Source organism: Streptomyces sp. A01 (assembly GCF_059026195.1).
In genome coordinates, this window is record NZ_JBWLKN010000033.1 from 39,931 (window position 1) to 63,170 (window position 23,240).

Annotated in this window: 25 protein-coding genes and 2 pseudogenes; 17 read left to right on the forward strand and 10 right to left on the reverse strand. The window is 70.0% G+C overall.

Translation table 11 applies throughout. The annotated features are described in order from the left end of the window. Positions 1 to 67: 67 nt before the first annotated feature. Positions 68 to 550 carry a GNAT family N-acetyltransferase gene (locus AC5P1B_RS30990; protein ID WP_493891310.1) on the forward strand — a complete coding sequence of 161 codons (483 nt, stop codon included), beginning with the start codon at positions 68 to 70 and terminating at the stop codon, positions 548 to 550. Between the two features lie 241 nt (positions 551 to 791). Here the strand turns inward: AC5P1B_RS30990 and AC5P1B_RS30995 are convergent, their stop codons facing one another. Beyond that, on the reverse strand, positions 792 to 1,271 hold the full coding sequence (locus AC5P1B_RS30995) for a carboxymuconolactone decarboxylase family protein (protein ID WP_493891311.1): 480 nt from the start codon (positions 1,269 to 1,271) through the stop codon (positions 792 to 794). Between the two features lie 247 nt (positions 1,272 to 1,518). On the opposite strand from AC5P1B_RS30995, the gene AC5P1B_RS31000 reads away from it, so the two are divergent. Further along, positions 1,519 to 2,385 carry an RNA polymerase sigma-70 factor gene (locus tag AC5P1B_RS31000; protein WP_493891340.1) on the forward strand — a complete coding sequence of 289 codons (867 nt, stop codon included), beginning with the start codon at positions 1,519 to 1,521 and terminating at the stop codon, positions 2,383 to 2,385. Between the two features lie 64 nt (positions 2,386 to 2,449). Next, positions 2,450 to 2,869, forward strand: a complete 420-nt coding sequence (locus tag AC5P1B_RS31005) for an SgcJ/EcaC family oxidoreductase (RefSeq protein WP_493891312.1) — start codon at positions 2,450 to 2,452, stop codon at positions 2,867 to 2,869. A gap of 97 nt (positions 2,870 to 2,966) precedes the next feature. On the opposite strand, the gene AC5P1B_RS31010 is transcribed toward AC5P1B_RS31005, so the two are convergent. Then, the gene (locus AC5P1B_RS31010) at positions 2,967 to 3,089 is read right to left on the reverse strand and encodes a hypothetical protein (protein WP_493891313.1); all 123 of its coding nucleotides are present in this window, start codon (positions 3,087 to 3,089) and stop codon (positions 2,967 to 2,969) included. A gap of 181 nt (positions 3,090 to 3,270) precedes the next feature. After that, positions 3,271 to 3,993 (reverse strand): TetR/AcrR family transcriptional regulator, encoded by a 723-nt coding sequence (locus tag AC5P1B_RS31015; RefSeq protein ID WP_493891314.1) that lies wholly within the window; start codon positions 3,991 to 3,993, stop codon positions 3,271 to 3,273. Between the two features lie 109 nt (positions 3,994 to 4,102). Here AC5P1B_RS31015 and AC5P1B_RS31020 point away from each other — a divergent pair, with 109 nt between their 5' ends. Continuing rightward, positions 4,103 to 5,416: an MFS transporter gene (locus AC5P1B_RS31020; protein ID WP_493891315.1), complete on the forward strand. Its 1,314-nt coding sequence runs from the start codon at positions 4,103 to 4,105 to the stop codon at positions 5,414 to 5,416. Positions 5,417 to 6,109: 693 nt separating this feature from the next. Here the strand turns inward: AC5P1B_RS31020 and AC5P1B_RS31025 are convergent. Further along, complete coding sequence (locus AC5P1B_RS31025) at positions 6,110 to 6,274, reverse strand: hypothetical protein (RefSeq protein ID WP_493891316.1); 165 nt, start codon at positions 6,272 to 6,274, stop codon at positions 6,110 to 6,112. Between the two features lie 194 nt (positions 6,275 to 6,468). On the opposite strand from AC5P1B_RS31025, the gene AC5P1B_RS31030 reads away from it, so the two are divergent. From AC5P1B_RS31030 to AC5P1B_RS31075, 10 genes and pseudogenes are all read left to right on the forward strand, one after another. Beyond that, entirely contained in the window at positions 6,469 to 7,434 is a 966-nt protein-coding gene (locus tag AC5P1B_RS31030) for a transposase (RefSeq protein ID WP_493891317.1), read from the forward strand. A gap of 114 nt (positions 7,435 to 7,548) precedes the next feature. Further along, positions 7,549 to 7,893 carry a hypothetical protein gene (locus AC5P1B_RS31035; RefSeq protein WP_493891318.1) on the forward strand — a complete coding sequence of 115 codons (345 nt, stop codon included), beginning with the start codon at positions 7,549 to 7,551 and terminating at the stop codon, positions 7,891 to 7,893. After that, positions 7,872 to 8,168, forward strand: coding sequence for an HAD family hydrolase (locus AC5P1B_RS31040; RefSeq protein ID WP_493891319.1), 297 nt, complete (start codon positions 7,872 to 7,874; stop codon positions 8,166 to 8,168). Before AC5P1B_RS31035 ends, AC5P1B_RS31040 begins: the two co-directional genes overlap by 22 nt. A gap of 240 nt (positions 8,169 to 8,408) precedes the next feature. Continuing rightward, positions 8,409 to 8,657 (forward strand): annotated as a pseudogene (locus tag AC5P1B_RS31045) (restriction endonuclease); the annotation flags it as partial. A 113-nt stretch (positions 8,658 to 8,770) separates the two neighbouring features. Beyond that, positions 8,771 to 9,181 carry a hypothetical protein gene (locus AC5P1B_RS31050; protein WP_493891320.1) on the forward strand — a complete coding sequence of 137 codons (411 nt, stop codon included), beginning with the start codon at positions 8,771 to 8,773 and terminating at the stop codon, positions 9,179 to 9,181. Positions 9,182 to 9,291: 110 nt separating this feature from the next. After that, positions 9,292 to 9,660 (forward strand): annotated as a pseudogene (locus AC5P1B_RS31055) (hypothetical protein); the annotation flags it as partial. Positions 9,661 to 9,874: 214 nt separating this feature from the next. Then, positions 9,875 to 10,678 carry a protein kinase domain-containing protein gene (locus tag AC5P1B_RS31060; protein ID WP_493891321.1) on the forward strand — a complete coding sequence of 268 codons (804 nt, stop codon included), beginning with the start codon at positions 9,875 to 9,877 and terminating at the stop codon, positions 10,676 to 10,678. Continuing rightward, on the forward strand, positions 10,672 to 11,160 hold the full coding sequence (locus tag AC5P1B_RS31065) for a GNAT family N-acetyltransferase (protein WP_493891341.1): 489 nt from the start codon (positions 10,672 to 10,674) through the stop codon (positions 11,158 to 11,160). Before AC5P1B_RS31060 ends, AC5P1B_RS31065 begins: the two co-directional genes overlap by 7 nt. A 96-nt stretch (positions 11,161 to 11,256) precedes the next feature. After that, positions 11,257 to 12,357, forward strand: coding sequence for a hypothetical protein (locus AC5P1B_RS31070; protein ID WP_493891322.1), 1,101 nt, complete (start codon positions 11,257 to 11,259; stop codon positions 12,355 to 12,357). A 129-nt stretch (positions 12,358 to 12,486) separates the two neighbouring features. Next, positions 12,487 to 13,113 carry a 2'-5' RNA ligase family protein gene (locus tag AC5P1B_RS31075; RefSeq protein WP_493891323.1) on the forward strand — a complete coding sequence of 209 codons (627 nt, stop codon included), beginning with the start codon at positions 12,487 to 12,489 and terminating at the stop codon, positions 13,111 to 13,113. 249 nt (positions 13,114 to 13,362) lie between these two features. On the opposite strand, the gene AC5P1B_RS31080 is transcribed toward AC5P1B_RS31075, so the two are convergent. Both AC5P1B_RS31080 and AC5P1B_RS31085 read right to left on the reverse strand, forming a co-directional pair. Then, positions 13,363 to 14,031, reverse strand: a complete 669-nt coding sequence (locus tag AC5P1B_RS31080; RefSeq protein WP_493891324.1) for a hypothetical protein — start codon at positions 14,029 to 14,031, stop codon at positions 13,363 to 13,365. 94 nt (positions 14,032 to 14,125) lie between these two features. Continuing rightward, positions 14,126 to 15,004 (reverse strand): endonuclease/exonuclease/phosphatase family protein, encoded by an 879-nt coding sequence (locus tag AC5P1B_RS31085; protein WP_493891325.1) that lies wholly within the window; start codon positions 15,002 to 15,004, stop codon positions 14,126 to 14,128. Positions 15,005 to 15,913: 909 nt separating this feature from the next. Between AC5P1B_RS31085 and AC5P1B_RS31090 the strand changes: the two genes are divergently transcribed. After that, positions 15,914 to 16,051, forward strand: coding sequence for a hypothetical protein (locus AC5P1B_RS31090; protein ID WP_493891326.1), 138 nt, complete (start codon positions 15,914 to 15,916; stop codon positions 16,049 to 16,051). Continuing rightward, complete coding sequence (locus AC5P1B_RS31095) at positions 16,048 to 17,367, forward strand: asparagine synthase-related protein (protein WP_493891327.1); 1,320 nt, start codon at positions 16,048 to 16,050, stop codon at positions 17,365 to 17,367. The genes AC5P1B_RS31090 and AC5P1B_RS31095 overlap by 4 nt, the downstream gene beginning before the upstream one ends. Positions 17,368 to 17,422: 55 nt before the next feature. On the opposite strand, the gene AC5P1B_RS31100 is transcribed toward AC5P1B_RS31095, so the two are convergent. The 3 genes from AC5P1B_RS31100 to AC5P1B_RS31110 all read right to left on the reverse strand — a co-directional run bounded on the left by AC5P1B_RS31100 (position 17,423) and on the right by AC5P1B_RS31110 (position 19,726). Beyond that, positions 17,423 to 18,304 (reverse strand): GNAT family N-acetyltransferase, encoded by an 882-nt coding sequence (locus AC5P1B_RS31100; RefSeq protein WP_493891328.1) that lies wholly within the window; start codon positions 18,302 to 18,304, stop codon positions 17,423 to 17,425. Positions 18,305 to 18,562: 258 nt separating this feature from the next. Then, the gene (locus AC5P1B_RS31105) at positions 18,563 to 18,727 is read right to left on the reverse strand and encodes a hypothetical protein (protein WP_493891329.1); all 165 of its coding nucleotides are present in this window, start codon (positions 18,725 to 18,727) and stop codon (positions 18,563 to 18,565) included. A 129-nt stretch (positions 18,728 to 18,856) separates the two neighbouring features. Continuing rightward, entirely contained in the window at positions 18,857 to 19,726 is an 870-nt protein-coding gene (locus tag AC5P1B_RS31110; protein ID WP_493891330.1) for an IS5 family transposase, read from the reverse strand. Positions 19,727 to 20,047: 321 nt separating this feature from the next. Between AC5P1B_RS31110 and AC5P1B_RS31115 the strand changes: the two genes are divergently transcribed. Next, on the forward strand, positions 20,048 to 20,191 hold the full coding sequence (locus tag AC5P1B_RS31115) for a hypothetical protein (protein WP_493891331.1): 144 nt from the start codon (positions 20,048 to 20,050) through the stop codon (positions 20,189 to 20,191). Between the two features lie 370 nt (positions 20,192 to 20,561). Here the strand turns inward: AC5P1B_RS31115 and AC5P1B_RS31120 are convergent, their stop codons facing one another. Then, positions 20,562 to 22,994, reverse strand: coding sequence for a TerD family protein (locus AC5P1B_RS31120; protein ID WP_493891332.1), 2,433 nt, complete (start codon positions 22,992 to 22,994; stop codon positions 20,562 to 20,564). Between the last annotated feature and the right edge of the window lie 246 nt (positions 22,995 to 23,240).

Below are 23,240 nucleotides of genomic sequence, written 5' to 3' on the forward strand. Positions count from 1 at the left end.
GACTGGAACGAGCCTTCGGCCTGTCCCTGCCCCGGGAGGCCCTGCCCCGATCAGGACCGAGCGGCTCGTGCTCCGTGAGCCCGAGGCCCGGGACCGTGCGGCGTTCATCGAGCTGCTGGCGTCGCCAGAGGTGCACACCTACCTCGGAGGCCCCCGGCCGCGTGACGAGCTTGAGCGCGAGGTGCCCGAGGTGCCCGAGCGGTGGCCCGGGAGCTTCGTCGTTGATCTCGACGGGGTGATGACCGGTCAGATTCTGCTCAGGAGAGCATCGGAGCACCATCGCCCGGCTGCCGCGGGGAAGGCCGATCTCGGTTACCTGTTCCTGCCGCGGGCGTGGGGATTCGGGTGTGCCGCCGAGTCGTGCGCGGCGGCACTTGACTGGTTCGACGGCGTCCTTCCCGGTGAGCCGGTGGTGCTCGCCACGCAGACCGCCAACGTCGGCTCGATGCGCCTCGCGGCAAAGCTGGGGTTCACCGAGGTAGAGCGGTTCCGGGCCTGGGACGCTGAGCAGTGGCTCGGCCTGCGGTCCCCGGTCACGCCCTCCGATTGAGCTCGCGCTCGACAGCGCGGAACTGTCGAATGAGAGGAAGCCGCTCTGTTCGCGCAGCGCCGCCGCGGTGGTCTCGGCGCGACGCACCTCCTCGGCTCCAGCTTGAAGATCGCCACCACCTGGGAGGCCATCTGACGATTCCTCTCGTAGGAAGGGACGGTGCGAATCCTTGTCGTCTGTGGCATGCGCGGGCCCGGCCCGGATCGAACGATCCTGGGACGGGCCGCGTTTCGCCTGCCGGTCAGCTCGACGTACTGGCGAACATGCCGGGCTCATACGAGCCCCCCGGGTTGTGCACGATCACGTTCAGCCGGGTGGCCGCGTTGATCAGGGAGACCAGGCAGACCAGCGCACCCACCTGGTCGTCGTCGTAGTGCTTGCGCACCTCGGCCCAGGTCTCGTCGGACACGCCGTGGTCGCCGAGCCGGGTACCTTCCTCGGCGAGCGCCAGCGCGGCCCGCTCGGCCTCGGTGAACACGGTGCTGTGCCGCCAGGCGGCGACCAGGTTGAGCCGGAGCGCGGTTTCACCGGCGGCCGCGGCCTCCTTGGTGTGGACGTCGACGCAGAAACCGCAGCCGTTGATCTGGCCGACCCGCAGCTCGACCAGTTCCCGCAGGGTCTTCGGCAGCGTCGACCCTTCCAGGGCCAACGAGGTGTTGTAGAACCGCTTGGCGACCTTCGCGGCGGTCGGGCTGTCGAGCAGGTTGAAACGGGGTTCCATGACATCGTCCTCACTCGTGGTGTTGCGTGCTGCTGCACTGGACGAACACAAGATGCCGACGGCCCGATCCTTGTGACGGCGCGGTGATGTGGCGTGCGTCACCGGTCGCGGGTGTCACAAAGCGGTGTTGGCCGGCGTCTGGTGTACGGCGCAGCCGAGAGCGAACGGACAGGAGCCGGCGATGAACGACCGAACCACGAGGGACTGGACACGGGACGCATCCGAGCCGGTCGCTCGTGGCGACCGCATGGACAGCGTCACCCAGGCGTTCGTCGCCCACCGCAACCTGCTGTTCACCGTCGCCTACGAGATGCTCGGCTCGGCCGCCGACGCCGAGGATGTCCTGCAGGAGACCTGGTTGCGGTGGGTGGGCGTCGATCTCGACACCGTGCGGTATCAGCGTGCGTACCTGGTCCGGATCACCACCCGGCAGGCGCTGAGTCATCTGCGTACGCTTGGCCGGCGCAAGGAGTCCTACGTCGGCCCCTGGCTGCCCGAGCCGCTGCTGACCGCGCCCGACGTCGCCGAGGACGTCGAGTTGGCCGACAGCGTCTCGATGGCGATGCTGCTGGTGCTGGAGACGCTCGCGCCGACCGAGCGGGCGGTGTTCGTGCTGCGCGAGGTGTTCGACCTCGGGTACGACGAGATCGCCGAGGCCGTCGACAAGAGCCCGGCCGCGGTACGCCAGATCGCTCACCGGGCACGGGCCCACGTCGCCGCGCGCCGACCGCGCGGGGTCGCTTCCGCTGCCGAGACTCGCCGCACCGTCGAGGCGTTCCAGCGGGCGGTCGAAACGGGCGACCTGCAACGCCTGCTCGACATCCTCGCGCCGGACGTCGTCCTGCTGACCGACGGTGGCGGAGTCGTGCAGGCCGCACTGGCTCCCGTCGTGGGGGCCGACCAGGTGGCCCACGTGCTGGGCAGGATCGCCGCCGCGATGTCGCTGCGGCCGGCACAGGTCAACGGCGACCCGGCGCTGATCGTCCGGCTGGGCGGCGAGATCGACACCGTCATGGCGATGCGTATCGACGACGGCCTCGTCACCGGGCTCTACGCCGTGCGCAATCCCGAGAAGCTGTCGCATCTGGAACGGGAGACCACCTTGCGCCGCTAACGACCTGGGAGCAATACCTGAAGGCGCTTGACCTCAAGCGTGGTAGAGGTTTGATGCTGGCCCCATGAACGCAACTGTGATCGATAAGCAGGTACAGGAAGCCGAGGTCGTGGCGATCAAGAAGGTGATCGCCGCTCTTGAGCACTCCCAGCAGAAGGAGCTCGTGGACGAGTTCGTCAGTCTCTTCCGGAGCGACGCGATGTGGACGACGGGCCACGGCAAGCGCCTCACCGGGCGCGATGAGATATCGGCTTTCACGCACCAGGTACTGCCCGGTGCCATGAAGGACTCGACGGCTGTGTACGAGGTGGTGGATGTGCTGTTCATCCGCCCCGACGTCGCCGCTGTCAAGGCGCATGCCCAGTACCTGACGCTCGGCGGTCAGCCCATCGGGAACCCGGGTACGCCGCTCTATGTCATGGCGAAGGAAGACGGGCAATGGCGCCTGGTCGCCTGCCAGAACACGGAGATACTCGGCGCGTGACCCGACAAGGGCCGCGTGGGTCGGGTGAGTTGTGAAGCTGACCTGGGCCCGCGCGGCCTGCTCCCATCCTGCCCTGCCTGGAGTCTCCCGCGCGCACTCAGGCGAGTTGCTCGCCGAACTCGCCGCCCCGTGGGAGGCCGCGCGGCAGTGTGGACTTCGCGAAGCCCGAGGTGGGCAACGCCGCAGGGCGGCCGGCGCCGGGGGCGAGACGAAGTGTCATTCCGCGCTGCCACGCAGACGCCTTCCAAGCCCGACCCGGGAGTCTTTGAAGTACACGAGACGTGCGACTCATGCGCGCTTCCTGGTTACGGCGGGCGTTGGAGCCGTGAGGGGGCGAGCCATCCGAACCGCTCATCGAGGGATGCGGATGACCGGTGACTTCTGCAGATGGCCCGGCCGCGTCATGGGTGACGGGCTTGAGGGTGCGCGCGGGCCGCGATCCCTTCGACGAAGATGTCCAGCGAGAAGTCGAACAGTGCGCCGGCTGGGCTGGGCTCCAGCTCGCTGATGCGGCTCAGGTATGGCAGTTCCACGCCCGGGGCCGGGCACAGCCACGACGGCGGCAGTTGGTTCAGGTCCGCGGGGTCCAGGTGCGCGGGCGGCCGGTCGTGCAGGGCGTCCTGCAGTTCCACGAATCCCACGACGAGTCGGATCGCTTCCATGCAGGCGAGGTAGGCGTCCGCGAGGGACAGCCCGACGCCCGTGAAGAACCCGATCAGGGTGTCCACGTTCCGCAGCATCGCCGGGTGTCGGGCCATGGTGACGTTTTCACGCAGTGCCAGCGTGGTCATGCCGGGGTGGCGCCGGTAGTGGGCGCGCAGGTCCTGACAGAAGGCGCGCAGGCTCTCCCGCCACCGGCCCGGGTCGGCATCGAGTTCGGGCGGGTGCCACTCGGCCTCGAACAGCTCGGCGGCGAGGGTGATCAGATCGCGCCGGTCCTCGACGTAGTTGTACAGCGCGCGCGGCGAGACACCCAGGCCGGCCGCGAGGGAACGCATCGTCAGCTCGGCCGGACCCCGGCGCCCCAGGAAGTCCAGGGCGGCCTGTCCCACCGACTCGCGGGTGAGCGTGGCGCGTCCCTTGCGGTGGGTCGGCCGTCGCCGGGCCGGAGGGTCGCTGCTCATCGGGCATGAGGCTACCAAGCCGCCCTGAACTTCACACATGTTGACTTTAAGGGTCTCGGTCGGGAGAGTTGTCCCGGTAAGGCTCACCTAACTTCTTCTGGAGTCGCCCATGCGCCCGGCCCGTCTCGCCATGGACCTCACCCCGCTCCGCGACAGCCGCGACTTCCGGCTGCTGTTCGCCGGGTTCCTCGGGGCGCTGGTCGGGACGCTGATGACCAGCGTGGCGGTGGCGGTGGCGGTCTACGACCTCACCGGGTCAGCGGCACACACCGGCCTGGTCAGCCTCGCCCGGGCCTTACCGATGGTGGCCGGCGTACTGGTAGGCGGCGTACTGGCGGACCGGTACGACCGCCGGCTGCTGATGCTGGCCACCCGGCTTCCGCTGGCGCTCGTCGCGGCCGCGCTGGCCCTCAACGCCCTGCTCCCGCAACCGCATCTGTGGCTCATCTACGTCGCCACCGGTCTGACCGGTCTCCTCGCAGGCCTCGGCGGCCCGGCCATGCTGGCGGCCATCCCCGCCCTCGTGGGCACCGAACGCCTGGCCGCGGCGGGCGCGCTGACCTCGGCCTCCGTCCAGCTGGCAGCTCTGCTGGGGCCGGCCGTCGGTGGCGTGCTCATCGCAGGCCCCGGGCTCGCCGCCTGCTTCGCCGTCGACGCGGCCGGGTTCCTGGCTTTCTCCTTGGCGCTGCTGTTCGTACGGCCGCTCCCGCCCGCCGCCAAAGGCGCCGCCAAAGGCGTCCGGCAGGCGTTCGCCGCGGTGACCGACGGGATGCGCTACGTGCGAGGCCACCGCCTCATCGTCGGCCTGCTGCTCATCGACGCCGCAGCGATGGTCTTCACGATGCCGCAGGCGCTCTACCCGGCCCTGGCCGACCAGCAGTTCGGCGGCGGTCCCGGCGTGGTGGGCCTGCTGTACGCGGCGCCCGCACTCGGTGCCCTGATCGGCGCGGCCACCAGCGGCTGGACGGCCCGCGCCGGCGGCCACGCCCTGATCGGCGCCGTCCTGCTGTGGGGGCTGTCGCTGACCGGCTTCGGCGCGACCTCGCTGCTGCCCGTCGCCCTGGTGCTGCTCGCCCTCGCCGGACTGGGCGACCTGATCTCCGAAACCCTGCGCTCAGCTCTGCTGCAGCACGGCACGCCGGACGAACTGCGCGGACGGGTCAGCAGCCTGTGGATGGCCCAGGCGACAGTCTCACCCGCCCTGGGCAACGCCGCGGTCGGCTTCCTCGCCGAACTGACCAGCGCCCGCACCGCAGTGACCACGGGAGGGCTGGTCTGCGTCGTCGCCACTCTCGCGGTCGCCACAGCCTTCCCGGCCCTCCGCCGCGCCCGCCTCCTCGAGCCGCCCGCCCAGATTCCGCAAAGTACATCCGATGGTGACCGCTCCGACGCGTCGGGATCGACGGAGGGGGCGACGAATTAGCGACTTGCGGGGTGGTGGCTGGCCTGGTGTGTTGCTGGTTCGCTGAGAGGCTGGGCGCAGTGGCTTCGGAGGGGGGTCAGGGGTGTGAGCTGGGGTTGTGGGTGGTGTGTTGAGTGGAGTGGGGTTCGTTGTTCCTCTACGAGGGCGGCTATGTCGTCTCAACTGGACTGCAGGCTGAAGGACTTTCGATAGCTCTTTGACCTGTAGTGATGCAAAGAGCGAGAAGACGATCAAGTGGATTCTGACCTGCGGGTCAGTGCTATGAACTGCGAAGCTGCAAAGATTGAGACAGCCCTGCATTTCTAGTGAGACGGCCATTGATGAGGCAGGGGATAGGGGTGTGCTGTGATCATATCCGGCGGCCACTCAGGGGGCCGCCAGCCTCCTCGTCGTTTGGGTGGGCGCGCAGTTGACCGGGCCGGGTCCGGCTGACCTGAGATGCTCAGAGCCTGCCGTTGCCGGGGCGAGCAGGCTGGTGACGCCGACGATGGTCTACGCCGGGGGGTGGAAGTAACGGCGTACGTTCTCTGGCTTCTTGTGCCGTTACTGCGCCATCAGCATCTGACGAAGCACGGCACGGCCTCCCTCACCAGTCCCACGTTCACAGACCATGCCGAGGTTCTGGGATGAGTCCGTGTCGGACGCCTTGGAGCGGAACCGCGGGGCGGGGATACGAGCGCTGCGGGGATGTTCTCAAACCCCGTCGTCTGGAAGCTCGCCGGTCTGGGCTGCTGTCATGTGGTGGACGCTCATACCCGCCCGGCAGCGGGAGGGGCCGATGGTGCCGTGCAGGCGCGTGAACAGGTCGGGGCGGATGAGCAGATCCGCTCCCGCGACCACGGGCAGAGGAACTCGCACGTCAGGCGCCGCAAGAGCTGGTCGGGCTGGTCACGGAAGAGTGGGGCACTCGCTACGGACGGGCCGCCCGGCTCGGCAAGAACCCGACCCGGCCGAAGACCCGCATCAAGAACACCGGCGACGACGTCCACCTCCTGCTCCGCTACGTCCGCACCTACCTGCGCACGCTGTGGCAGGGGCCGCAGGTCCAGGCGTTGCGGCAGGTCTTTCTCCAGAACTACTGGATCGACGAGCGAGCCCGCGTCCGTTGGCGCGAACCCGGCGACGACGAGGCCGGGCTGCCGCCCTCGTCCATCGCGATCGTCTCGCCCTATGACCTGACCGCCCGGTACTCCCGCCGGAACGACACACGCTGGAAGGGATACCTGGCACACGTCACGGAGACCTGCGACGACGACACGGTCAACATCATCACGGACGTGACCACCACCCCGGCCACGCTCTACGACATCAGGGCGCTGCCCGTCATCCACAACCGGCTGGCACAGCGGAACCTGCTGCCCGGCGAGCACCTGGTCGACGGCGGATACACCTCGGTCGTGGAGCAGGACCGAGTGGACAGCAAGCACGGGATCACTCTCGTGGGACCGGTCCGGCAGAAACGCACCCGCCAGTCACGCAAGGGCAACGTCTTCGACCGTGACGCTTTCACCATCGACTGGGAGCGGCAGCACGTCGTATGCCCGCAGGGCAAGCTGAGCCGGCAGTGGACTACGCCCCCGGCGATCACTCCCTATGTCAACGTCAGGTTCTCCAAGGAGGACTGTGGCCAGTGCCCGGTCAAGTCCAGTTGCACCCGCAGCGAGCGACGGGCGTTGACCTTCCTGCCGCAGCAGCTCTACGAACGGCAGGCTGCCGCCCGGGCAGCACAGAAGACTGGCGAGTGGAAGGCGAACTACGCGATGCGTGCCGGCGTCGAGAGCACGGTCAACGAATTCGTCAGCGGTCACGGCATGCGACAAGCCCGCTACCGGAGCCAGGCGAAGTCCCACGTCCAGCACGTTCTCACTGCCATCGCCGTCAACATCGAGCGCGTCAACGCAGAACTCACGACGCCCGTGACAGAACGCCAGCCCCGAACACCCACCGCGCTACAGACCTTCCTGGACTGGCAGCGCATCCCAAGGCCAACCGCATGGCGCACCGCAGGGAAATCTTGACTCTCAAGATCCCCGACAGCGTCACCTACTGAGCACCGGATGGTCCTGTCCGCGCTGCTCACCGCCCCGGGAAGTGTCCGGTGACCCGGCAAGCGGTGCTCTTCGACCTCGACGGTGTCCTCCTCGACAGCGGCCTGGCCGTACGCACCGCCCTCGCGGCGGTCGCGACCTGCGCGACCGGCCGCCGCACCACCATGGCGGATCTCCCGCCCGGCGCCCTGCGCCGCCCCCGAGCCGAGGTCCTGGTCCCTCCTCGGTGTCACCGATCCGGACGACGCCTGCGCCCGCTGGTGGGACGGCGCGCTCGCCGTCGCGCTGCCCAGTGTGTTTCCCGGCGTGCTCACCGGGCTGCTGACCCTGCGCGCCGGTGACATTGCCCTCGGGGTCGTCACCCTCCAGGACCGCGACCGGTTGTCCTGGTTCCTGCCACTCGCCTCATGGACCTGCTGGACGTGGTGATCACCCGGCAGGACGCGCCCGCGAGACCGGCCCCCGACGGCCTGCACGCCGCCCTGGCCCGGATCGACGTCTCACCCGAGCAGGCGGTATTCGTCGGGGACAGTCCCGGCGACATGACCGCCGCCCGCGCCGCCGGCGTCCTCGCGCTGGGCGCCACCTGGGGCTGGCACCCGCCCGCCGCACTCCACACGGCCGGGGCCCGCCACCTCCTGCCCGATCCCACCCGCATCGGACCGTCCCTCCTGCACCATCTGACCCCAATTCCCGCGACCTGACCCACCTGTCCCGCTACAGTGGATGGGCACCCACAACGGGTGCCCTTCCTGACTTCCAAGGGACTCAAGGCATGCGTGTGATGCGGCGACAGGCGCCAAGCGCCGGTCGGGACCACTGAGGCACCACCTCGCCGGTCCGGGCCGGCGCTCACCCCCGCGCCCTGCCCACCACTGCTCCTGTGAGTCGCCTCCATGTCTGCGCTTCCTCCCGTCGGCCGTCTTCAATGGACCGATGTCCCCGCCCTGCTGCTCACCGGCACCGCCCGCGCTGTCGCCACCGACGTGCGCCGCGCCGCGGACCTGCTGCCCGAAGACCACGCCGCTCGCGCCCTCGCCGACGTCGTCCTCGAGGAAGCCGACCGCCGTCTCTCTGTCCCGCTGGAGGGCACCGCGCGCTGCGCCCAGGGCCACGCCCGGCTCGTACGCGCTCTGTACGAGCGCCTGGACCGCCTCGCCGGCGTCGCACCCCAGACCCTCCCCAGCCCCTGAGACCACCGCGCACCCGAGACGACACCGGATCTCCCGGGTGCGCGGTGCACGGCACCACACCCGGCTCAACCCGGGCCAGGTGAGCACCGCTCGACACCGAGAGGGGCACCACTGTGAGTACCGCAACGACCGAGCTGCGCCGGTTCCTGACCATCACCGGCCAGCGCTTCAGCAACGGCCAGTCCGCACCCGAGATGTTCTCCCCGGCCGTGGACGCGGCCTGGCACGAACTGCTCGGCACCTCCGCCTACGCCGCCCTGTGCCTGGAGACCGCTGGCCAGCCCATCCGCCACGTCGCGAACAACGGCCACGGCCCGGTCGCCTGGGTCGCCGCCTACGAGGCCGCGTACGGGCCGCTGCCGGAGATCTGGTTCACCGACGCCGACGCCGACGGCAACGTCGACCAGGACGCCATCGCCCGCTACCGGGAGACCGGCACCGTGGTCGCCGAGTGGAACTGCTCCCCGACCGGCGGCGACGGCGACGACGTCGCGCCCGACCAGCCGGAGACCGCCCGCCGGTGACCACCGGCCGCACCACGCCAGCGCCCCGGCCCACCGCCGGGGCGCTGCGCCTCGTTGAGGCCAGCACCACCCGGCCGAGATCCGTGGACATCAGCGACTACGCGCGGCAGATGACCGCCCACTGCCCCTACCTGGCCCCGTCGCTCCGGGCGGGCCTGACCACATGGACGGTCTACCGCGCCGACGGTGACGCCGACGCTGTTCAGGCGGAGCTCTTCCACGCGGGCGCCCAGGCCGCGGAGTGGCTGCGGCCCTTGCTGAACCGGCCACACGGCATCCTGCGGTGCGAGAACATCGTCCTGGTGGGCGACGTGTCCCACGCCCGGCACCGTGACCTGCTCGCCTGGCCGCACTGGGTGCTGAAGAACCTCTACGGCCCGGTCGGGGTGATGTTCGGCAAGTTCTACGCGGGAGAAGAGGAAGTCACCGCGGCCGGCCACCGGATCCCGGCCGCCCCCGCCTCGTTCCTCCCCGTGAGGGCCGCCGTCCGTCGCCGCGACCCACGCTTCCTGAGCGCGACTCCCGACCTGGCCGCCGCGCTCGCCGCAGCCGACGACGACGGCCGCGACGTGTTCGAGCACATCCCCACCGAGTGGACGGAGATCCGCACATGGGCCAGACACCTGCTCCCCCCCCGGCGAAGCCGTCGCCCTCCTCACCGGACACACCGGCGAGCCCACCGCGATCCAGCTCTTGAGCGACCGGCGCGGCTCCCGGGCCTGGAAGATCCAGGGCCCCAAGGGCGCCGTCGCGTTGAAGGCCAACCACCCCGACGGCGACGACGCCCGCGACAAGGCAGCCGAGATGGCCCAGGAGGACGACCACCTCCTCCACCTCACGGCCGCCGGCGCCCTCAGCCCCGACTACCGGGTGAGCGCCGGGAGGTGGGAAGGCGGCCGGTGGCTGGCCGTCAGCTGGATCGACGGCGTACCCCTGTGGCGGACCCTCGCCCTCGCCCGCGGACCGGAAGGAGACCGCGCCTCGGTCCGCCCCTGGCTCACCGGCATCGCCCGCAGCTGGACGGAACACCTTGCCCGCATGCACGCCGCCGGCTGGGCCCACGCCGACGTCCAGCCCACCAACACCCTCGTCACCCACGACGGCCACACAGAGGTAATCGACTACGCCCTCGCCTGCGGCCCCGGCAACGACCGCCGCGTCCCGTACCGGGGAGCCCTCACCCACACCACCGCCCCCGAGATCGCCACCGCCATCCTCTCCACCCCGCCCGACACCCACATCCAGGCACAGCCGGCCGCCGACATCTGGAGCCTGGGCGCTTCCCTGTTCTGGTGCTGGACCGGCCACCGCCCCGCCCCCTACGACGACACCACCGACCGGCTGGAGAAGCTGGCCACCATCGCCAAGGGCACCACCACCGCGCTGCGCGACCTCCGGCCGTGGCCGTTCCCCGCGTTCGAGGACGCCATCACCGCGTGCCTCGCCCCCGACCCCGCCGACCGGCCCACCGCGAAGGAGCTGACCGCCGCATGGTGACCTTGCGCGCCCTGAACCCCGACGACGCACCCGCCCTCACCCGCATCTACAGCGGCGCCTCCATCCGGCACACCACCGGCAAGCCCCTCACCCTCGACCAGGCCCACGAGAAGATCCGCACAGCCCTCGCCCGAGCCGCCGAAACCCCGCGGGCACAGTGGAGCTGGGGCATCCTCAACGAGGACGACCTGATCGGCCTGATCGCCCTGCGCCGACGAACCCCGTCCATGGGCACCATCAGCTACATCCTCCGCGAGGACAGCTGGGGCCACGGCTACGCCACCCACGCCGCCCACCACGTTGTTTCCGTCGCCTTCACCACCGCCAGCCTGAACCGGCTGGAGACCATGCACCACCCCGACAACCCGGCCTCCGGCCGCGCCCTGATCAAAGCCGGGTTCACCCGCATCGGCACGTCCGACCGGCACACCGACGAGGGAACCACCGTGCCGTACCAGGTGTACGCCCTGCAGAACTCATGACAACTGCCTCTGCCAAGCCACGGAGACAACGTGACACCCCCCGGGTAGGCACCGATGCACGGAAATGATCGACATGGTTTCGGCCACTGCATCTGATTGCCCGGCGGGTCCCGGACGACTGCGGGTACGGTCGATCAGCTTGACGGCTGGCAGCTGCTGCCGAAGGACGTACGGATCTCCGCGCTGTGCAAGCTCGAGTACGACACCGACGGCGAACCGGTCGACGGCGACGGCTATGACGAACACGCCGCGGCCGTCACACCGACCGCCGCTGTGCTCACCGGGGCCGGGTTCGGCACGCTGCTGTCGTGGCAGACCGAGATCGGCCACAAGCTCCCGTACGGCTACACCCAGTACGCCGACCTGACGATGCGCGCCCCGGAGGCGGGTGTGCCCGCGATGCTCCTGGAGGTCGACCGCGTCAACGAGCCCGTCGACGACCTGGTGGCCAAGCTGCGCCGCTACACCGAGTGGTTCGAGCTCCTGGCGCCGAAGGCCGACGCGAGCAAGGCGCAGCTGACCCGGGGGAGCGGCGGTGCACGACTTCCGGCTGTGGTCGCGGATCTACCTGGCGACCGGCCAAGAGAGCTACGTGCCGGCGGCGTTCGTGTTCACCGGGAAGACGGCGGCGCAGCGGGAGAGCCGGATGCGGCGCCTGGAGCAGGCCACCCGCTCCTACTTCGCCGGCTCCGCGCGCCCGGGGCGGGCCGCGGGCATCACGGCCGTCGACTACCACCAGGCGGTGCCCGTGGTCGTCACCGAGTTGGAGCGGGTCACCGCCGATCCGGCCGGGGCGGGCGGCGCGGTGTGGCGCAGGTTCGGGCGGGGGATCAGTGGCAGACGCTGCGCGGGGCGCTGGGCACCCCGGACGGCGACCGGCTGTACGCGGTCCAGTACGAGCAGGCCCGCCGACGCGAGGCAGAACGCCAGGCTGCGGAGAGGGAGGCGCAGCGGCCGGTGTGCACGCGCTGCGGCACCAAGTTCACCGATGAACGCTGGGAGTTCCTGCGTGGGCGGGGACGGTCCTGGGGCAGCGAGCACGACGGGCTGTGCCAGCCGTGCGCGGAGACGGAGCGCATCCAGGCCGAAGCCGAACGCGTTGCGCGGCGCCAAGCGGAAGATGCCGCCGCACGCGAGGCGGCCGAAGCCGAGGCGAAGAAGAGCCGCGGCGTGTTCGGGATCGGACGCCGCCGGTAGCCGCCGGCCTGCCCGGCGGGACGGCTCCCGACCTCGGTGCGTCACCGGGTTGCCCGGAACGCCTTCGGGGAAGATCCCTCACAGATAACGTGAGCGGCCGGACACTGGAGGTACGGAGGGTGGCTACGCATGGAGGACTTCTTCGCCCGGGTTGAGAGCCGCGCCCATGCCTGGCCGCCCGGCCGGAAAGACCTGCACTGGCTGATCGTCCCCGGGGGCGATTTCGCGCGTACGCACCTGTACGAGCCCTACCGAGAGCTGGCTGAGCATCCCGGCCTGTATCCGGTCCAGCCCGAGTGGACGCACGTCACCCTCCTTCATATGGGGCCCCAAGACAGTGCGAGCACGGGCGAGATCGACCAGCTCGTTGCCGAGGCTGCCAAGCGCGCGGCCGCCGTCGACCCGTTCGAGCTGACCCTGTCGCGTCCGGACATCGGCAACGTCGCGATCGAGTCCAAGGGCTACCCCGGGGCACCGCACCGTGCCTTGTGGGAGATGACGTGGCAGGCGACGCACGCCGTGGTCGGCGACCGGTGGCCACGTATCCCCACGACCTCCTATCCGCACCTCTCGCACGCCTACGCCGGGGCAGAAGGGCACCTCGCCGACCGGGGCGCGCTCAAGGTGGCGCTATCCGATCTGCCGGGCGAGCCGGTCACCCTGCCGGTCACCACGATCAGCCTGGTTGCCGAATGGCATGACCGCCGCGAAATCATCTGGGACGTCCTGGCCGAAGTGCCGCTGGGCGGGGCCTGAACCGATGACCACCCTCGCCCTGGAGACGGTGGCCCGCTACCGCGAACTCGCCCAGCCGCTGGCCATCTTCGCCATCGCGCGCGGAACGATCGTGGCCGCGACCAACGCGGTGGCAGCAGCTGGCCCTGGCGAACGCTGGGCTGCGACGGGCACATACGGCAGCGTGATCAGCCGCACTCGCCGGCGTGGAGATCCTCGCCCTGTGGAGCTGGCGCCGCGCCGACGACCTCACGTAGCCGCCGACGTCAGTCAGCGCTTGCGCTTCGGCTTCCGCTTGGGCTGGGTGCGCTTGCCCACGGTGCGCACCGACGGCTTCGCCCTCTTCGTCTGCGTGACGGCCGCGGCCTGCAGGATGCTGAGCAGCTTCGCCTTGAGCTCCTGGCGCTGCTCGGGTGTGGTCGCCTCCACTGGGGTCTCCAGCAGGTGCGATTTGAGGACCGCGAGCATGTTCCACTCCCACGGGCCCCGCTTGTCGGCACCAGGGATGAGACGGGCGTAGTCCTCGTCATACAAGTCGGCCAGCAGGGCAAGCGCGTCGGCGTCGCTGACCTCGTCGATCCGCTCGCGCTCCGGGCCCCGGTCGCGGTGCTCTCCGCGCTGCGCACCTGCTTCAGCAACATCAGCCGGATGTTCTCCAGCGTCGCCATCCGGCCGCCGGCCCCGCCGCACAACCACGCACCCGCTGCCGCTGCGATGACGAAGTCCACGGGGGCCGCCGTCCTCTCCGCCGGAGAGGTCCATCGGTTCCCGGCCCGGAGGGAACGCCGCCATTTTCGTCAGAGCGTCCTCGCTGTACTGGGCGGGCGCGAACCGCTCGATCAGGTCGCGAGCACCCTCCACAACGACTTCGTTGGGCAGGGAACCACGCTCCTCGATAGCAGTGAACGCGTCGTTGACGATCCGCAGGAGCGCGGCCATGCCCGCATCGTCCTCGCGCCACACCGCCTCCCGCTAGCCGCACGCGCGCAGCCGCAAGCGCGCAGGATGTCGTCCGTTGCCACCGCGTCGGCCTTTACCGGTACGCCCACACGTTGTCGGTCGCTGCCCGGTCGAGGTCGAGGCGCACGACCAGGCCGTGATGGTCGGAGGCGCCCGCAGGAGTGTCGAGCAGGGCATAGTCGACGATCGTGTCGCGCAGCGGAGCCGACACCCACAACTGGTCGATCCGATCATCCGTCCCCGTTTTACGCAGCAGCGCCTTGTCGCCGCGCTCCTCATACAGCTTCGCGGCTGCGTCCACGAACCCGGTGTACGCGAGCATCTCGGTCACCCGCCGGTCGGGCACCAGCTGCCCGTCGACCTCGGACGGCAGCCGGGTTCGGGCTGAGCGGTTGTACGGCCGCATCTCCGCGTAGTCGGGGGAGGGGCTACTCGGGTCGGCGGGCGGATAGTTCATGTCGCCCGCGAGGATGCCGTACGGCCCATATCGCAGCGCCCGCGTCGCGATCAGCTTCGCCTCGTCGCGCGCCTTGTCGCCCACGAAGGGGTTCAGGTGTGCGGAGGACACGGCAAGCGGGGCAGGCAGGCCGACGTCGAATACGGCGATGCCGAAGCCGTGCAGGGTCTCCTGCGCGAAGTCGGTGTTCCAGTATGTCCACCGACCGACGGTCTCTCGCCGGTACAGCAGCGCCGGCGGATAGCCGGAGCTGGACGGCGGGATCGGCACGGCGTCCATGTCCAGGTCATGCATCACGCGACCGAGCTGCCGGTGGCCGTACTTGTCCCAGTCGACCGCCTCCTGGACCAATGCGAAATCTATGTGCTCAGCACCGACCCGCTCGGCAGCTCCATTGATGCGCTCAGCCAGCTGCGGCCACCGCTCCTCCGGATCCCCGGACCCGTTGCGCAGCCCACCGTGTCCCAGGTTCTGGACCACGATCGTCAGCTCCATGTGCCGCCCTCCCCATGCCGTCGCGTTTCTCGCACCGTAGCCACTGGACGCCCTGCCCATCGGCCGATCGCCGCAAGCCGTGGCCGCACCCTTTCGGTCTTCTACGGGTATGCCAGCACAAGTCATCGTCGGCCGATGGTTGGACGTGCAGCGATACCCTGCCGGGACGGCACGCTGCAGAGGGGGCAACTGATGTTGGTCAGGCCGCACGAGATCACCGTGAAGTGCGAGGCGACCCACGCCATGCCGCTGCCCTGAGGCCATCACCGAGCGCGACATCCACGGCCACCAGTAGAGATCGGGTTCGTGTTCTCCGGGCAGGTCGCCTATACCGCTGAACAGAACGAGTTGGGGGCCCAACCGTGGGCCGTGAACAGCTGCGTGGTCGCCATCTCAACGAGGTCGTCGGGGATCGACCGACTGCCGAACTCTTCGCCCGCATGTCACTGCCGAGCCGGACATCGAACAGTCGCATGATTCTGGTGTGCCCGATACGTACGATTTCCCCGCCGAGCTCCTGGAGGCCCAGCGGGAGCTCCTTCAGGTCCAGTCCCAATTGACCTCCCTCTATGAGCGGCTGCATCGGTGACACGAAGCCAGGTGCCATTCACCGTGCAGGTGCGTGAGGTTGGTCAGCGCGGTGGGCCGGCGCACGCCATGAGCGTCCATGGACGATCTCACCGACGACGAGGCGGGCGACCTGCTGCGACGACGACCGCGACGCCGGGCGGGAGGACGGCGAGCGTACGAGTGGACGCGCAGTTCACGGGATCGCCGGTTCCCGCCGATCGGAGGGAAGCCGGAGTGCGACTTCGAGCCGCGGTGATCGCCGGAAATCCTCTGGACAGCGTTCGAACGCTTGGTCACATTGAGAGATCGTTTGGTGACGCTGGGAAGGGGAGGGTGTTCGTGTCGACGAAGTCCGTGCCCGGTGACGGGCAGCACGGCAAGGGCAGCAAGGGTGTCGTGGGCGGCGAGCCGCAGCGTAGTGCGGTCGCCTTCGTGAAGGACGTGGCCCGGGGTGTGCTGGCGCTTGGGCGCCGGTGAGCTTGCTCCCGCTGTTTGAGGACGGGGCCGGCCTAAGGTCAGCGGATCCGCTGGTCCTGGCCGGCCCCGCTCCTGTTGTCGATCTGGAGGCCCTCGCGTTGCTGCTGGCGCCGCCCGCGCTGCTGGGGGAGTTCGTGCCCCGCTCGCCGTGGAAGGGCGTCGAGCGCGTTGCGGCCGAGATCCCGCGGCCGCTGCCCGGCTCGCTGCCGCGCGCGTTCTTCCGGGCCGTGGAGGCGGTGTGTGCGGACGCTGAGGTGATCGGTGTGCTGGTCTCCGGCGGGCTGGATTCCCTCGCGGTCCTGGTCCACGCGGTGCGGGCCGCCAGGGGGAGGCGGGTGATCGCGTTCACCACCGACCTGACGGACGATGCCGGTGGCAGTGCCGCGGCGGTGGTGCGGCGTCTGCTGGCCGCCCTGGCGCTGCCGGTCGAGCTGGTGGTGCTGGATCCGGCCCGGGACCGGGCCGAGCCGGTGTGGTCGCCCGCGGGGCCGCGGCTGGACGCGTTGCCCGAGGTGAACGCCGCTGCCGCTGAGCGGGCGGCCGAGCTCGGCGTTCAGGTGCTGCTGTCGGGTGACGGTGCGGACGAGCTGCTGGGCGTCCCGCGTTTCGCCACTGCCGCGGTGGCTGCCCGCCGGGGTGTGCGGGCTGCTGCCCGGTACGCGGCCGATGTCGCCGCCTCCGGCCCGGGCCTGGCCGGGGAGGTGGCCGCGGCGGTGGCCGGGTTGCTGCCGCGGGGGCTGCGGGCGCGGGCGTACTGGGCGGCGAACTGGCCCACCTGGTGCGACCCGGTCGCCCCTGCGGTGCTCGCCGAGCCGTACCGGTCGGCGGCGACGGCGTGGGCGCGGGAGTGGGCGGATGCCCAGGTCGCCGCGCATGGGGCGGCCGGGCGGTCGTGGGCCGAGGCCGACGCCCGGGACGCGGCCTTCCCCCGTGAGGCGATCCCGCCCGCCGGAGTGGTTGCGGAGGCGTCGCCATTCCTGCACGAGGCGTTCCTGGCCGCCGTGCTCGCGCTGCCGCTCGGCGACCGCTACCACCCGGGCCCGCCGTCCCGCTATCTGCGGTGCAAGGCCCAGGTGGTGCGGCTGCTGCCGGCCGCCGCGCTGCCGGTGCTGCCGCGGCGCAAGCAGTACTTCAAAATGGCCCTCGCGACCGCGTCCGCCTCCGGGTGCCGCGCGCCGCGGTGCGTGTCGGCGGGGCTGCTCGACGGCCAGGTGCTGACGGCCGAGACGGACCCGGCGGTGCTGCTGGTCGTCGCCGCGCTGGAGCGGTGGCTGGCCGGGGCCGAGAAGAAGGCCGCGGCCATCACGAGGGGCTGATCCGCTTAAGGTAGGCCGTGGCGTGCACCCGACGTCGGGGATCCCCCGTGGGTGTCTACGGGCGGCGGGTGAAGGAGTGGAGCCGGTCGACCTCGGTGAAGCCAGCCCGGTCGTACAGGTGGTTGGCGGCGGTGCGGTCGCGCTCGGTGTCGCCGGGCGGGGCGTCGTCGTCGACGTAGAGGATCGCTTCGCGGGCTCCGAGCCCGGCGAGCAGGTCCGCCGCGGAGCCGAGCAGGGCTAGGCCCAGGCCCCGCCTGCGGGCGGGTGGGGCGACGCTGATCCACCACAGCACCCCGATGCCCGCGACGGGGCGGCCGATGGTGGCCTCCGCGAGGAGTTCCCCGCCTTCGCGGACTTCCAGGCGCTTGCCCGGCGGGTCTTCGGACTCGTCGACGGTGACGTGGGCGGCGTGCGGCAGCCCGGCGATCGGCAGATCCGCGCGCATGTAGCGCCACAGGTCACGGCCGGTGAACCCGGCGGCCTTCAGGGCCTTGTAGGTCGTGGGACGGTGCCGGGCGGGCAGGCCCTCCATTCCGAGGGTGAGGGCGGAGGCGAACTCGAAGGCGTGCACGGTGCGCTGGCCGAGCCGGTCGAGCGCGCGGGCGATAAGGGCCTCGGCGAGGGCGGAGTCCTCGCGGCAGTGCAGCCACAGGATGAACCCGGCCTCGTCGCTGGGGCGCTTCGCGTAGGAGACGACGCCGAGTACCTTTCCGGCCTCGTCGTGGATCACCTCGGTCGTGGGCGGCTCCAGCTCGGACCACCAGCCGCCGTCGACCGGCGAACGGCCGGCCAGGGCCTTATCGAGCATCGCGGGCGTGGTCAGCGGCTGGCCGGGCAGCCGGTCGGCGCCCACCAGGTCGAGCACCGCAGCCTCGTCGGTCGCTGCGTAGGGCCGCACCGACAGCTGCGTCGCCGAACGGGATGTCGTGATCGCCACGAGCGGGGTCCACCTTCCTCACTGATGCCGTGTCCCCAGCTTGCCCCCGCCGGCGCCCGCGCGCCATCACCTTCGTCAGTGTCGGCGAACCCCCGGGGCACGCACCACACCATCCGGCCCGGCAGCCTCAAGGGCTCTCAGCGCAGCGTGCGCCGGTGGCGGGCCGGAGCGCCGCGGGTCAATGCCCGGATACACCAGAGCCGCACTGACGGCCGCCACACCGGCGCCTGCTGCGCACGAGGTCTTCGACGGTTGTCTTTAGGTGGGGATGGTGTGGCCGATGTGGTCTTTCCGCAGGGTTCGGGCGTGGGCCAGGTGGAGCAGGGCGATATACCACCACAGGTCTGCCTCGGCGTCGTCGTGGTGGTTGCTGCCGGCGGTGGTGGTGCGGCGGGCCGCGCCCTGGCTCGCCGGGTACGGCAAAATTCTCCTAGAAGGCGGAGGAGCAGAGACGGCGGACACCTGCGTGGTGTCGTCCGTGGGGGGTATGCGCCGCGCGGTCGGCGGTCCTACTGCGGCTCTCTGCCTGAGAGGTCGTTTTCTCCCAATGTTTCATCCCTGAATATGGCGTCCATCCTGAGATGTCGGATTGCGCCAGGAGGTGGTGGACTCACCGGTGAGGCGGCGGGCCATCAGGTCGGTCATGGCGAGGTGGATGAGGGCTTCGGGGCGGGCCGGGAGGGTTTCGTAGTCGCGGGCCAGGCGGCGGTTCAGCATCAGCCAGCCGTAGGTCCGTTCCACCGCCCAGCGCTTGGAGATGGGGGTGAACCCCCTGGTCCCGGGGGTGCGGGCGGTGATCTCCATGTCGATGCCGAGGGTTGCGGCGTGCTCGACGAAGTGCTTGCGGTAGCCGCCGTCCACCCAAGTCTTGCGGATCGCGGGGTGAGCGGCGGCGATCTGGTCGAGTAGGTGGGTGCCAGCCGCGGAGTCCTGGACGCTGGCCGCGGTGACCAGCACCGCGAGCAGGAGCCCGAGGGTGTCGGTGACGATGCTGCGCTTGCGGCCCACGATCTTCTTGGCGTTGTTCGTGCCCTGGCTCGCGACGGGCACGCTGGTGGAGGTCTTGACGCTCTGCGCGTCGACTATGCAGGCCGACGGCTCGCCGCTGCGGCCTTCCTTCTCCCGCACCAGCTTCCGTAGCAGGCCGTTGAGCTGGGCAAAGACGCCGCCCTTCTCCCACTTGGCGAAGTAGCCGTAGACCGTCTCCCAAGGCGGAAAATCGTGTGGCAGGTAGCGCCACTGCACCCCGGTGCGGTCCACATACAAGATCGCGTCCAGGGTCTCGCGGAGCTCGTGCTCGGGCGGGCGGCCGAAGCCCAGGGCCCGGCCGGGGCGCTCGAAGCGCCACGCAGCCAGCACCGGCTCGACCAACTCCCAACGCGCATCGGACAGATCGCTTGGATACGGACGTCGCTCACTCATGACCTGGGCATACCGCCAGGACGTGGTGTGCGCCCAGGCGCGCACCGCCATCGGCGGAAGCACGGCACAGAACGGGGCGTCTTGGAATGAGACAGGCGCAGACCGCCTTCCGCCCCGCGCGCCACACCACCCGTCCCGAAAACCACGTCACCTCTCAGCAGCACCACCAGCACCACACCGCCGAGCCCTCAAAACCGCCCAATAACGGGGCAAAGAAGAGTAAAGCGACCTCTGAGTAGGTGTTTTCCATCGAGGATGGAAAACACCTACTGAGCACCGGATGGTCCTGTCCGCGCTGCTCACCGCCCCGGGAAGTGTCCGGTGACCCGGCAAGCGGTGCTCTTCGACCTCGACGGTGTCCTCCTCGACAGCGGCCTGGCCGTACGCACCGCCCTCGCGGCGGTCGCGACCTGCGCGACCGGCCGCCGCACCACTGTGGGGTCTCGTCTCTACTCAGGCGCGTGAGATTGTCCGCTGCTTTGTTGGCTCGGTTCCCTGCCTGTGTATGAGATTGATCTTGATCTCGGCCTGTCTGGCCCGTGACCTGCACATGTGACGGCAGGTGCATCTGTGGCCTGAAGACTTGAAGGGGCTTGACCTGCGCTACCTGGACTTGTCTGAGATTCCCTGAGGTTGTTGAGAACCTTTATGTGATTGAGCGGTCTTCGTGTCCCGTTGGGCGAGCCTAAGAGCCCGATGCGCAGGGGCGTTGGGAGGCCCGATCCGGTGGTCCTGGTGTGGTCGGACCCTGCACGCGCTGACCGGTGGGCCCGCCGTCGTGTAAGTGCCGTGTCCAGCCGTGATGATCCCCGGCTGGGTGTCTCGTTTGGAACCGTTAGCCCTCGACGTTGATGCCGAAGTCCGTGGCCATGCCTGCCAGGCCCGTGTCGTAGCCCTGACCGACAGCACGCACCTTCCAGCCCGCTGCGTGCCGATAGATCTCCACGACGACGGAGACGGTCTCGCCCGAAGTGAAGGGCGCTGGTTCGAAGGACAAGCTGGTGCCCGAGGGCTGGGTCGTCTCCGCGCGCCATGTGGAGTGCTGGTCGAAGGCAGCCGTGGGCTGTGCTTCGAGGCCGATGCTGGCGATGACGGCCACGCTGTGGATGTCAGCAGGGATGTGGGGCAGTTCCGCTGTGATGGCTGCCGTACTGCTGTGGACACCGTCTTGGTAGGGATGGTTGTAGAAGACGAGATCGTGGTCGCCGCGTACTTTGCCGTGGCTGGTGAGGAGTACGGCGGAGACATCGACGGGTACACCGGTGGTGATGAGGCGCACCGTGACGGATTCGGCTTCCAGAAGGGCGTTGGCCCCCTTGCTCAGCTCCTTCCCGGCACCCGGCGGGGTAGCGGCTGCTTCCGCGTCCGGTGTCTCGGAGGGTGGGCTGGTGTTGGTTAGCGCTGCCAGGGTGTGCTGAAAGACGGGCCAGCCTTCGGCTTCCTCTCCAGGCCAGGGCCATGCCAGCCGTGCGGCGCCGAACTGTGTGGGCGTGGGGGGCTGTCCGAGGGCTTCGTGGAGTTGCAGGTAGCGTAGGCTTTCGACGGCCAGTCGGGTGAGTTGCCATTGCCGTTGGGCTTCTTCGGGCTGGTTCATGCGCAGGTCGTTGTCGACGGCGATGCCGCCGAGTGCGGTGTATACGCGGCGGGCGAAGTCACTGCCGTCACCCGGCAGGAGACGGGCCGGGCGCTCCTGCTGGGCGGGCGCGGGCTCTCCGATCGCGGTGTACAGGCCGCCGAGGTCGCCGCCGGTCCATTGGTTGGCCGCGGCGGCGGCGAACTGGGCGAACTGGATCAGGGTGGGCGGCTGGCCCTTCGCGGCCACGTACCGGTGGTGGGCCCGTGCGACCTCTTGCAGCGCGGTGCGCCAGCGCTGCTGCAGGTAGGTATCGAGGTACTGCTCGGCCCAGGCACGGCGATGGCGGGTGATGATGTCACGCACCCGCTCGAAGCCTTCCCGGCGGCTGCCGCTGCTGTGACTCATCGTCAGGGTGAAAGAACCGACGGCCGTGTCCACCGGGAGCTCCCTGCGCTCCCTGATGATCGCTTCCTCCGGCCCCAAATGCCGCTCCGCAATGCGCAGTTCCTCGATCAGATCCGGTGAGACGGGGCAGCCGACGGCGCGGAGCGCGGCGAGGGGACGGCTGTAGTAGTCGGCTACACCGGACAGGGGAGTGCGGGAGTAGGGACCTTCGCACACGAACCAGGCGGTGAGCGCAACGCCGTGCCAGAACTCCAGGGCCGGGCCGAGGGTTTCGGCCATCAGCTGGTGGGGGCGTGGGTTGCTGACGATGCTCTTGGCGTGCCGCTCCAGCGTCACCGACTGCCACAGCCGGTCCACCTGCTCGTTGACAGAAGCGGGCAGCACCTGCCGGTACAGCTGCTGGCCGTGCTCGTCCGACTCAAAGGCCATGACCTCGTTGTCGACGAGCCCCCACAGCGACCGCATGCCGGGTCGTTGGGCGGCGTGCGTCTGGTCGAAGGCCGTCCACCAGTCGCGCAGCGCCGCCACGCGCTCCTCGACAGGGGAGAGGGAGGTCGGGCCGCCAAGGAAGGCCGCGAGCATCGCATGAATCTCGTCCTCCGGGATGCCCGCCTCGGCCGCCATGCCGGCCGCCTGGGCGGACATCCCCACATACAGGCGCGGCTCGGGCAGCGCGGTGATGACCTCCTCGTCCGGGTGCGGCGGCGCCTGAAGGTAGTCCAGTACGGCCAGCCAGTTGCCAGCGAAATAGCCGCAGACGACCCGCTGCAGGGCGCGCGTCAGAACCCGCCGCGCCAGGGCAGTGCCGGTCTTGGCCTTCTTCGCGAAGCCAGCCATCAGGGCATGCATCTGCAGGCTGCGATGACGGGTGACCAACTGCAGCGGATCGATGGCCGTAAGGGCGTCCAGGAGACGGAGGCGGGCGCGTTGCTGCCCGGGTCGGTCCAACCGGTGCCAGCCGCCGCCGAAGTTGAAGATCTCCAGCGCCTCGTCGGCAATTCCGAGCAAGCGGTAGCGCTCCTCGATGCCGGACCACAGCCGCCGCTGGTCGTCGATCGCCTTCGCCGGGCCCGCCGCCCGCACCCGGACCGGCTCGACCAGTGTCTCGAACAACGGAACCAGCACCGACCACAGCAACACCGCCTCGGCCGCGCCGTCCACCAAACTGACGCTGGCCGAGCTGTCCGCGGCCAACGTCAGGGCATGGGCGGGCCGTTCGCGCACCAGAGATGGCAGGTTCACCGCCCCGGCTTTGAGCGACATCTTCTGCGGCAGGGTACCAGGCACCGCGCCGCTGCTGCTCCTGAAGACCGAACGCCTCAGCGCACCACGTCCTCTCCTGGGCGGTAAGCCCCAACACCTCGACGCTGTCCGCTGCCTCTGGCCCTTCACCCCTGATCACCGAGGCCACCGACCGCCCGGCCAGCGCCGCAGCCAGCAACCGGGCCGCGAGCGCGTCGAGCTGAGTGAACCGCTGCTGCTGTCCGGCAGCCGCCTCCAGGGCAAGCAGTTTCTCGGGATGCGCGTCGAGAG